The sequence below is a fragment of the Thioalkalivibrio sp. genome (assembly GCF_007692535.1).
Taxonomy (GTDB): Bacteria; Pseudomonadota; Gammaproteobacteria; order Ectothiorhodospirales; family Ectothiorhodospiraceae; genus Thioalkalivibrio.
The window spans coordinates 1-10939 of the sequence record NZ_REBW01000078.1 but is presented as its reverse complement, the minus strand read 5'-3'; the positions used below and the strand labels follow the sequence as shown (position 1 = coordinate 10939).

Annotated in this window: 11 protein-coding genes; 1 reads left to right on the top strand and 10 read right to left on the bottom strand. The window is 63.3% G+C overall.

The annotated features are described in order from the left end of the window. Positions 1–4: 4 nt before the first annotated feature. From EA346_RS03050 to EA346_RS03010, 9 genes are all read right to left on the bottom strand, one after another. Entirely contained in the window at positions 5–280 is a 276-nt protein-coding gene (locus EA346_RS03050) for a hypothetical protein (RefSeq protein ID WP_296755499.1), read from the bottom strand. A 129-nt stretch (positions 281–409) separates the two neighbouring features. Next, positions 410–1210 (bottom strand): amino acid ABC transporter substrate-binding protein, encoded by an 801-nt coding sequence (locus EA346_RS03045; protein WP_296755497.1) that lies wholly within the window; start codon positions 1208–1210, stop codon positions 410–412. A gap of 321 nt (positions 1211–1531) precedes the next feature. Continuing rightward, on the bottom strand, positions 1532–2977 hold the full coding sequence (locus EA346_RS03040) for a GntP family permease (protein WP_296755494.1): 1446 nt from the start codon (positions 2975–2977) through the stop codon (positions 1532–1534). Next, positions 2974–4062, bottom strand: coding sequence for a patatin-like phospholipase family protein (locus EA346_RS03035; protein WP_296755492.1), 1089 nt, complete (start codon positions 4060–4062; stop codon positions 2974–2976). Before EA346_RS03035 ends, EA346_RS03040 begins: the two co-directional genes overlap by 4 nt. Positions 4063–4140: 78 nt before the next feature. Then, complete coding sequence (locus tag EA346_RS03030) at positions 4141–5124, bottom strand: hypothetical protein (RefSeq protein WP_296755489.1); 984 nt, start codon at positions 5122–5124, stop codon at positions 4141–4143. A 99-nt stretch (positions 5125–5223) separates the two neighbouring features. Beyond that, the gene (locus EA346_RS03025; protein ID WP_296755487.1) at positions 5224–6033 is read right to left on the bottom strand and encodes a transporter; all 810 of its coding nucleotides are present in this window, start codon (positions 6031–6033) and stop codon (positions 5224–5226) included. 149 nt (positions 6034–6182) lie between these two features. Further along, entirely contained in the window at positions 6183–6443 is a 261-nt protein-coding gene (locus EA346_RS03020) for a hypothetical protein (RefSeq protein WP_296755485.1), read from the bottom strand. Positions 6444–6479: 36 nt separating this feature from the next. Next, positions 6480–6842 (bottom strand): Rap1a/Tai family immunity protein, encoded by a 363-nt coding sequence (locus tag EA346_RS03015; protein ID WP_296755482.1) that lies wholly within the window; start codon positions 6840–6842, stop codon positions 6480–6482. Positions 6843–7242: 400 nt separating this feature from the next. Continuing rightward, positions 7243–9336 carry an alkyl sulfatase dimerization domain-containing protein gene (locus EA346_RS03010; RefSeq protein ID WP_296755479.1) on the bottom strand — a complete coding sequence of 698 codons (2094 nt, stop codon included), beginning with the start codon at positions 9334–9336 and terminating at the stop codon, positions 7243–7245. A gap of 97 nt (positions 9337–9433) precedes the next feature. Here EA346_RS03010 and EA346_RS03005 point away from each other — a divergent pair, with 97 nt between their 5' ends. Then, on the top strand, positions 9434–10411 hold the full coding sequence (locus EA346_RS03005; protein WP_296755476.1) for a LysR family transcriptional regulator: 978 nt from the start codon (positions 9434–9436) through the stop codon (positions 10409–10411). A 176-nt stretch (positions 10412–10587) separates the two neighbouring features. Here the strand turns inward: EA346_RS03005 and EA346_RS03000 are convergent. Beyond that, on the bottom strand, positions 10588–10939 hold a 352-nt coding region (locus EA346_RS03000; RefSeq protein WP_296755473.1), incomplete at its 5' end, for a DUF4377 domain-containing protein.

Genomic DNA, 10939 nt, shown 5'->3' with positions numbered 1-10939 from the left:
CTGGTCATTCTCCCGCGGGTGCCGGCTCTACGCTGATGGCGATGGATTCCTGAAAGAGCGCATTGACGTCATCACCCACGCTGATCGTGTCGAGGTCGATTTCCTCGGAGACCTCGAGGACGACCGTACGCTCGACACCCCGGATCGTCACGATACGTGTGTCTGTATCGACGGCTGTCACGGTACCGACTGCAGCCGCGGTGTGCTCGATACGCACGCCCGGTTTCTGACCCAGTTCCGCACGCCAGATGTCCAGCACATCACCATGCGTCCTATTCATGCGACAGGGCCGGAGCCGTAGGTACCGATACGGCAGCATGAATCGGCGAAATCGGTTCCTGCTGGGAAAACGGCTTCCGTAGAAAGGGCTCTGCGCCGGCCGCGACAACGGCCCTGACAGCGTGGGCTGTCAGAACACTTCCGGGGCCAGGATGAACAGCATCTTCAGGGCCACCCCGGGCTCGATACCCGGCATCCCGGCGCGGAAGATGCGAGCCATCTCACCGTCCTGGTACATCGCGCTCAACGCCCGGTCCACGGCCAGCCGGAAGTCGCTGTCGCCCCGCTGCAGCACGAGACCGTGCTTCTCGACGGTCAGGGTGTTCTCGGAAATGCGCAGCCCCTCCGGCAGGTCGCCCGAGCTGGCAAGACCGAACAACTGCGACTGGTCGCCGAAGAAGGCATCGATGTCACCCTTGGACAGGGCTGCGACGCCCTCCCTGAAGGTTCGGAACGGGACCACTTCGGCCTCCAGCCCCTCCGCCTCGAGGGAGTTGCGCAGGATCTCTTCGGTGGTGGTCGCACCGCGCACACCCAGGCGCTTGCCGGCGAGATCCTCGAACGCGGTATCCCCCTCGCCTGCGAGTAACACCGCGGTGCCATCGACGAAGGTGGGAATCGAGAAGTCGACCCGCTCGCGACGGCTCAGGGTAATGGTCGCCGCACCACAATGCAGGTCGACGCGGCCCTCGGCTACCGCGTCGAAGCGGTTCTGCGCATCCAGGGGAACCCACACCGGTGTCAGCTTTTCCACACCCAGCGTGTCGGCGAGTTTTGCCACGAGGGCCCGGCAGACCAACACGGAATAGCCCTGCGGCTGCCCGTCCGCATCGACATAGGACAGGGGTATGGCATCAGTCCGGTGCCCGAGGCGGATCTCGCCGCTGTCCCGCAGGCGATCCAGGGTTTCGGCCGCGACGGGTGCAGCCACGAGAAGGGATACCAGAGTCAGGACAGAGAGACCGGCGCGACGCATTGAAAGCTCCTTGCTGGGCGGGCGTTGTATATTACTGTGAAAGTCACGACCCCGCCTCTACGCTTCGGACTTATGGAGTGCGGGAGCTTGCTCCCGCTATTCGACGCCGGGGATCACCCAGTCCCCCACAGCGGCGGCCAGCCCCCGCGACCACCCTGTCGTGCGTGGGCGCGCCGCCCTTGGTGTAGCGGTACCGGTCGTGCAGCGGCCGCGGCCCATCGCACCCGCCGGGCATCAGGGTCTCAAGTCGCCCCTAAGCGACCATTGACAGATCAGCTAAAAGCTGCCGAACAGTGTCCCCAGTGTGATCAGCACGATCAGCGAGAGGAAGGGTGCGAGCATGGCCGTCATCGCGAGATCGAAGTACGCCTGCCGATGCGTGAGGCCGGTGATGGCCAGCAGCGTGATCACGGCGCCGTTGTGCGGGAGCGTATCCAGGCCGCCAGTGGCCACGGCGGTGACCCGGTGCAGCAGTTCCGGGTTGATGCCCTGCGCATACGCCATCTCCAGATAGGTGTCACCGAGCGTCGACAGCGCAATGCTCATGCCGCCCGAGGCCGAGCCGGTCATGCCGGCGAGCACGTTGACGGCGATGGCCAGCGAGATCAGGGGGTTGTCGCCACCGAGACCGACCACCGTGTCGCGAATCAGCACGAAGGCCGCCAGCGAGGCGATGACAGCGCCGAAGCCGACCAGGCTCGCGGTGTTGAAGATCGGCAGCAGCGAGGCGTTGGCCCCATTGTCGACGGACTGGGTCAGTTTCGGCAGGCGCTTCCAATTGGTCGCAATCACCACCAGCAGCGAGAGCACCAGCGCGGCGATCACCGACCAGATGCCACGTACCTCCTCGATACTGGTCTCACCGTACAGAGGCAGCGCAAGGAACTCCGTGTCCATGTTCGGGATGATCACGAAGGTGAACAGCAGGTTGATCGCGATCACCAGCACCAATGGCAGCACCGCAATGAACACCGGCGGCGGGCCCGCCGGACGCTGCTCCACCGGCAGTTCCATCAGGTCGAAGCCCTCGCCGGCGGCCCGCTCCCGCAACTCCTTGTTGGGCGTAAAATCGGCATCGGGATGATCCCCGTAGCCCTCGGCGGCCAGCTTGCGCGCACGGTACTCGAGCCAGAGCATTCCCAGCGCGAACATCACCAGCGCGGTGATGATGCCCAGACCCGGGGCGGCAAAGGGCGAGGTGCCGAAGAACGGCATCGGGATGGCGTTCTGAATGGCCGGCGTCCCCGGCAGTGCGGTCATGGTGAAGGTGAAGGCGCCCAGCGCGATGGTCGCGGGAATCAGTCGCTTGGGGATGTCGGCCTGCCGGAACAGCGCCGCAGCGATCGGGTACACCGCGAAGGCGACGACGAACAGCGACACGCCGCCATAGGTCATCACTGCGCAGGACAGGACCACGGCCAGGATCGCCCGTCCGGTTCCGAGCCTGGCAATGATCGCATTGGCCAGAACCCCGGCGCTGCCCGAGTCCTCCATCAGCTTGCCGAAGATCGCGCCGAGCAGGAACACCGGGAAGTAGAGGGTGATGAAGTTGCCCGCCGAGCCCATGAAAATCTGCGTATAGCTCGCCAACACCGGGCCGTCCATCGTGGCAATCACGGCGAAGGTCGCCAGCGCCGGGGCGAGGATCAGGACGCTGATGCCCCGGTAGGCCAGGTACATCAGCAGGCCCAGGGCGATCACGATGACGAGTATGCCGATCAAGATTTGGGCTCCTTGGGCGGTTTGGTAGAAGTCGCCTCGTCCAGATCCGGTGGCCTGAAGCTGTCGGTAAACAGGCTCTTCAGATCGAAGGTGGAACGCACCCCCAGATCATCGAAGTGATGCTCGAGGAAGTTCTCGGCCCAGGCCTGGCCGCGTTCCTTGAGATACGTCAGGTAGTCCCATTCGGCGTTCATCTTGCTCGAGGCATCGAGGTTCTTGAGCTCTTCATGGGCATGGATCAGGTGGACGTAGATATCACGGTAGCGCTCGGATTCGAGGCGCTCCGCCTCGATCAACTGGTGCAGCAATTCGATGGCCCGCAGTTCCTTGATCAGGCTCGAATTGAAGGTGATCTCGTTGAGCCGGTTGATGATCTCGCGACCCGTGCGCGGGAGCTCCTCGCGAACCATCGGGTTGATCTGAACGACGATGAGATCGCGCGTTGCACGATCCTCCACCAGCGGGTAGAGCGCCGGGTTGCCGATGTAGCCACCGTCCCAATAGGCCTCGCCGTCGATCTCCACGGCCTGGTACATGAACGGCAGGCAAGCCGAGGCCATGACGGTATCCACGGACAGATGAGGCTGCGTGAAACTGCGGCCACGGCCTGTCCGCACGTTGGTGGCGGTGACGAACACCTTGAGAACCTTGCAATGGTTGACCCGCTCGAAATCGACCAGCGAGGCCACCAGATCGCGCAGGGGATTGATGTTGAGTGGATTCAGTTCATACGGCGAGAACTGCCGCGTGAGCTGCTCGAAAAACAGATAGCCCGGCGAGTTGTCCAGACTGAAGTTGTTGGTCAAACGGTCCCAGGGCGACCGCTGGATGGGCGAAAAGCGGGCCCCATCGCTGACCGCCTTCCAGAACGTGGTCAACGCCTCCCGGCCACCCTCGCGACCGCCTTGATCCAACCCGTCGGCCATCACCACAGCGTTCATGGCGCCGGCGCTGGTACCGCTGATCGTGGCGATCTCGATCCGCTCGTCCGCCAGCAGTCGGTCCAGTACCCCCCAGGTCAATGCCCCGTGGGCGCCGCCCCCCTGCAAGGCCAGGTCGACCGTCTTGATGTTTTTACTGCCCATTGTCGCCCCCGTCTATTTCCGGATGGTATTGCACCGCAACATCGGGGTCCGTGTCCACCCGGAAAGGGTACCCAGTCTTCAGCGCAGCGCCTCCTCGACCTGGATCCAGTTGCAGCGTTCGGTCACCGCGGGTGGTGTCTCCGGCCGACCCAGTCCGCCGATCATCAAGCCGATCACGCGCTCGTCGTCGTTGTAGCCTGTATGCGCGGTCAGCGGATTTGCGAAGCCATCCCTGGCGAGCAGGCGCGAGACCCGCGCGATGTTCAGCGACATGTTGACGACCGTTGGGCAAAGCCGCGAGTCGATGCCGTATTGGACGAAGTCATCCGGAATCGGGTAACTCAGCAGGTCGTTGGGGTCGCTAAAGGCGATGACACGCGTGCGTGCGACGATCCTGCGATCATAAAGTGGCGCGTCGGGCATACAGTAAGCCCCGATCTGCCCGGTGACCGGAACCGGATCGAAACCGGCCTGCAGCAGCGGAAGCTGGTTCGCCAGCATGAACACGGTCACGGTGTGGTGCTGCAGGTTCGTCAGGAACGGAGACGTCTCCGTATCGGAATCCAGCTGCGCAAAGAGGTCGTCGGCGGTCGTTTCCAGGGCGTCGAGTACGATCCGGCTGCCCAAGCTGTGAGTGACAAAAAAGAACCGGTCCATCTTGAGGCGGCTGCCGTAGCGGGGGTCATCCTGTCGGCACTGCGCCGGGGCCTCCGGGAATTCACCCCACTCGGTGCTGTAGGCCCAGCACATGCTCTGGCGTATGGCGCTCAGAATCTTTTGCCGGCCCGCACCAACGTACACCAGGGGATCGACCATCACCTTGACCACGGAACGTTCCGAAGTCGGGGCATTCCCGATCCGGCCTTGACCGTCCTGGGACTGAATCGCGACCAGGATGCCGTCGAACGGGGCGCCCTGGATCTCACAGGCGCGGGTGTCGACCTCGGGATCGCCCTCCATCTGGGAGAGGACCGCGCGCACCAGTCCCTCCCCGAAGCCCGCGCAGCCCCCGAGTAAAAGTGCGGTCGCGAAGATGCCGGCCACCAGCGATATCCTGTTCACCGGCTTGCACACCGACTCACCTCTGCGCCTGCCCCTTCTGCGAGGCATTGACCAGCGTCGCCTGCTCGTGTTCCATCACGGGGAGGATTGGGAAAGGGCTCACCTGGGATAGAGCAGTGTCAGGGTGAAGCGCAAACCCCAGCCCTCCGGGCCGCTGTCCGGGCTCTCCAGCCAATAGTTCACTCCGGCGCCGACACTCACCATCTGGTCACCGACACGGGTGAGCTTCGAGACGACTCCCCGGATCGGAACCTGCCAGTCGCTGTTCTCCCAGTCGTAGGTGCTCTCGGACTGCAGGGTATAGGTCCAGGCGGTTGGGGTGGTGTACGACAGGAAGGGCTGCAGGAATGTGGTGCTGATGTCCCGACGGTCGCTGTCACCCGCTACCGACCATATATGGTTACCCAACATGCCGCTCGTCCAGGGCCCCTGTTGCCGCAGTGCGACCGCTGTAGGCCCGATGCCCCACTTGTCGGTGGTCAGCAGCCGGTTGGTCCCGGTCGGGAGCAGGAATACCGGTCCCGCGCCCCAGATCCAGCCACCGGAGGTGGGTGCCACCGGCGAGAAGAACAGGCTTTGTACCGTGTCACCGAAACCCGTCTGGCTTCCTGCACCCGGGAATATGTCGCTCTGGCCGACGATCGGGACGATGGTCCGCGAGATCAGGTTCCAGTCATCGCTCAGCGAAAACGGGATCACGGGCTGGACGTTCAGCACCCATTGATCCCCATCGTCTTCCGGGCCGATGTTGCTGTTGTAGTTCAGCTGCAGGGGCACGCTGATCAGCGCGGCGACCGGGTTGGCAAGCTGCTGGGCTAGTTTGGCTGCGCCCTCGTATTCATCGGCCAGGGCCAGCGGCTGCCATGCAATGGCCGCAGCAAGGATTGCGATCGCCTGGGTTCTCTTCATTCGCTTTCAACTCGTGCTGATGGATACTTCAAACGCCCCTTTGGTACAGCAGAACGCCTATCCGCACGCGGGCAAGGACTCCAGGCCCGTGCCGCGCATAGCCACGCGCTCAACATGGAAGGCGCTGTCCTCTGCAGCATGGGGCCGCCTCATTGGACGCGACCTTCCTCGACCCCACGCCGGAAGGCGTCCCGCTCCCGCTCGCGCTGGGCCTCGATCAGGTACCCGGTTCCGGCGCCCGCAGCGGCGCCGACCGCTGCCCAGCCCCAGCTCCCGGTGGCGACACCCAGTGCGGCTCCGCCAATGGCGGCGCCGGTGGCCATCCGCTGTTCCTGGTCCGTCATGCCGGCGCAGCCGCTCAGCATGACGACTGCGCCGAGAACCGCGATGAAAAATCGTGTTGAACGCATTGCCATCACTCCTGTTCTTGATAGATCGGTCCCACCTCACGGGCAGGGGTAGGTCTCCGCGAGGTAACGGAACAAGGACTCCACGGCTGGATCGGACATGTACTGCGGGCTTGCCTTCGCCCATTTCACGAACGCGTTCATCACATCGGATCGACTCGGCGCCGGGTCCGGTGCACAGGCGAAACGGGAGGACTCCGGAACCCCCGCGTAGTAGAAATGCACGGAGCCGGTCAGAAAGCCGTGGCAGAAGGCCAGAGCGGTAGTAATGTCCGGAGCGCGGGTGCTGGTGTCACAGACGGCAACGAGATCCGCCGTATCCCGCACTTGGTATTTCACATCGGCGGCCAAGGCGGCGGGAACCAGCGTGATGATCGCGGCAGCAGTCAACAGTAAGCGCATGGGTACGTCTCCATTCAATGGTCCTTTCTTCATGAGACCTGCAACACCGACAACGATGAGATCAACACCGGACAGCTCGACCGGCATCACTGATGCATCGGCCATGCTTTGAATCTTGTGCGCTGCGTTCCTGGAACATTGCACAGATCCGTGCAATTGGCGGGAAAAACATACACAAGGGGACACGTGACTAGCACCAAAGCCCAGCAGGTGGTCGGATTGCCGCCGTTTCCAGGCACGCTCTGTGGGAGGCCAGCCTCTGGGCGACGGCTTTCCGCCGTCAGGTCGCCGAGAGGGCTCGCCTCCCACAGGGTACGGACATAGGTGATAATCCGGAGGGGACAAGACCGCTCCGGCCCTGCCCCGATCGCGTCGGGGGTGGGCCGGGCGGCTTTGACCCTTACTCCGGAATCGGCGCTCCAAAATCCACAGCGTAGGGATCCACCTCCGGAATCTCCGACGCGCGAAGATAGGTGCCTGGCATAATCGGGAAGCGCGGATCAAAGGTGACCAGCGTGGCGCCAATTCGGGCCATGATCGTCGGATCGCCCTCGGTCTTCGCGGTGCCGTCCTCGATCATCGCCATCAGGGTCTTCTGGCCCATCATCACCTGTTCCAGATCGGAGCGGTTGATGGTCAGGGTCAGGTCCGGATTCGGCAGCTGGAAGCCCTCGATATTCGTCAGGGTCTCGTTGCTCAGCTCGATCGCGTACTGCTCGCCGTTGTCAGGCGTAATCAGGTTGATGGCGTACTGCATCCCCCGGGTCTGGCGACCGTCCATGCGGATGGCGAGGAAGTCGAGGAACTGGCCGGTAGTCATCACCCGGATGACGTCGGGGCTGCTGCTGCTCGGGATCGCCGAGGTCGGGATGCCGTTGCGCAGTTCGTAGGCGGCCGCGAGGAAGCTGTTGCGTAGTCCGGGGTTTTCCTTCTGGTAACCGATCTGTTCGAAGGCATCGGCGAGCAGGTCTTTGCCAGCCTGGTTGTTTGGCTCACCCTGGACCAGCCGGTTCAGGATCTCGGTGGCGTGCAGGTACTTGCCCTCATTGATCAGCTCCGTGCCACGCGCCAGGATGCGCTCGGCTCCGCCCATCATCTCCACGTACAGCGGGCCGGAGTCTTCAGGCGACAGGGGGATCAGGGTGGCGGGGTTGGAATCCCAGTACCCCAGGAAGCGCTGAATCACGCCACGCGCGTTGTTCTGGTGCGAGCCGTGGTAATCGCGGGCATGCCACTTCTGTTGCAGGGTCTCCGGGACCTCGTAGACATTGTGAATCTGGTTGATGGTCACGCCCTGGTTGGCGTGATGCAGAGCCTGGTTGTTCAGGTGCGCGTAGGCATCCCGCGTGTCGCGCAGCACTTCCTGAATGCGCTCGTTGCCCCAGCGTGGCCAGTGGTGGGAGGAGAACATCACCTCGGCTTCCTGGCCGAACAGGTACAGGGTCTCATTGATGTATTTCGACCAGTTCAAGGCATCACGCACCGGCGCACCGCGCAGGGTGTAAATGTTGTGCATGCCCTGCTGAACGTTTTCGGCCATCCACAGCACCTTGAGGTCCGGCAGATAGGTGTTCATTTCCGTCGGCGCTTCGGTGTCTGGGGTCAGCTGGAAGATCATCCGCACCCCATCCACCATCAGGTCTTCGATCGGCTCCTTGATTTCCCGCGTCGGCGCGATTAGCCCAACGGAACCGCTCGAAATCCCGTGACCCAGGCCTTGGGTAACATAGCTATAGGGGCCTCGAGGCAGCAACAACCCGTACTGATAGAACAGGCGCCGGTTCATCGCGTTGCCGGCGAACACGTTCTCGGACACCAGGTGGTCCATGAACCCGTCGGGCGCGATCACCTGGACCCGTCCCGAGGCCACGTCCTCGTCAGTGATCAGGCCGCGCACGCCACCCCAGTGGTCGCCGTGGTTGTGCGAGTAGATGATCGTTGAGATGGGCAAGCCCTCGCCGATGTGCTCCTGCAGCAGGTCCCACGCCGCCCGCGACGTCTCCGCGTCGATCAATACGTCGTAGGCGATCCAGCCGGTCTCGCCGCGAATGAAGGTGATCTGGGCCAGGCCCACGCCGCGCACCTGGTAAATTCCGGGAACGACCTCGTAGAGGCCATAGTTCTGGTTCAGCTGCGCGATGCGATGCAACGAAGGGTGGATGCTGTCGAACTGGTCCTGCTCGTCGATGAAGTTGAACGCCTCCCTGTCCCAGGCGATGTGGCCCGCCGCCGCGGGAATCTGCCGCTGCGTCATCGGCGCGATGAAGCCCTTTCGGTTCTCATCGAAATCGCGGGTGTCGTCGAACGGCAGGGTTTCCCGTGCCTGATTCAGGATTTCGATCGTGTGCTGCGACGGCGGTTTGCCCTTTGGATCGAAGTGCGGCCGTTCGGCATTCGTCCCGGTCGCAGATTCGCCTACCGCGGCAAACGGCATTCCAACCACGGCCAGCGATATCCATGTCGCGAGGGCCAGCTTGCGCATGTGAGCTTGCATCGTTACTCCTCCGTTTTCAAAGGCAGATGTCGCAGTATTTGCAGACCGAACCTGCATGTCTAATGCATTCTTTTGCGATCACTGATACGCTTTATGTATGCCCCTTAAGATCCGGCAACTGGCTCATGCCCTGGCCGTCTGGCGCCACGGCAATTTCCGGCGCGCCGCAGCCGAGCAAAACCTCTCGCAGCCGGCACTCTCGCGAAGCATCCAGAATCTCGAGGAGTCGCTCGGTGTGCTGCTGTTCGATCGGCAGACGAGCGAGATCACCCCAACCGCGTTTGGCGAGGCCTTGCTCCAGCGGGCCGAAACCATCCTGATCGAGGCGGCCGAGCTCGAACGTGAAATGAAGCTCATGAAGGGCCTGGACGTCGGACGCCTCTCCGTGGCCATGGGCGTGTACGCGGCCGAGTTGTCCGGCAACCGTGCGGTGGCTGGGCTTTTGAAATCTCACCCCGGATTGCAAATCCGGTTGCAGCTTCGGAACTGGCGCGATGTGGAAAGGCTGGTGCGGGACCGTCAGGTCGACATCGGCTTCGGCGAAATCGGGCATCTGATGACCGCACCAGGGCTGCGCGTGGAGCCGGTCGGTCGCCACGAAGTACTCTTCTTCTGCCGGGCTGGGCACCCCCTGTTGGGTCGGAGTGCAATCTCGGAAGACGATCTGGATACCTACCCTTTTGCCGGTGTCCCGATCCCGTCCCGCGTTGCGCACCTGTTTCCGCGCAACTGCCGAATCGACGAGACCAGCGGCGACTTGATCCCGCCGATTCTGGTGGAGGACCTCACCGCCATGCGCACCATCGTCGCCGGCACCGATGCCTTCGGGCTCGCAAGCCCTGTTCAAATCGAACCCTGGCTGCGCAGCGGCGAGCTTGCGGTGGTGCCGTTCCGCGCTTCGTGGCTGCGTCTGGACTACGGCTTCATCTTTCTCGCATCGCGCAGCCTGTCGCCGGCCGCGGAGGCCTTCACCACGCTGGTCAGGGGGATCGAACGCGCGGTGGAGGAACAGAATCGGATCCTGGCTGACGAGGTGCTCCGGGAAGTGAAGCCTGGTGCCGTGCCTTCGGCCTGACGTTGGTCGCACGTGATGCGTGCCCCGGCACGCCTCGCCAATGTTGGTGCAATGTCATGCACTATAGGTATCCGATTCTTGATTCCAATGATCGCGCATGTGGTTTTCACTCGGGCCCTGGGGTTCGCTGGCCGCCGAAGGAACTGGTCCGTGTCCGCGCGCCCCATCGCGAGCCATCAATCTGAAACCACCTCCGACTGGACCACCAGATCCAGTACATAGATCGTCCCCGGCGGCAGTTCTGGCCCGGCCGCGGGCTCGAAGCGCTTGACGCGTAACACGTTGCGGATGCCGGGCTCGTGCTGATATCCCTCGATGTCGGCGGTGAAGGCCTGCCATTCGGAGGGCGTGCCCACACGCAGTCCCTGCTCGTCGAAGCTGATCTCGCGCACCTGCAGGCACCGGCCGTCGCCCCGCACCGACTCCTCGCATTCGACCGTTTCGGCAGCAACCTCCAGGAAAACTGTGGTCGCGGGACCGAACCGCGCCTCCGGTGTGAGTTCTCCCGTCAGCAGCAGTGCATCGCCA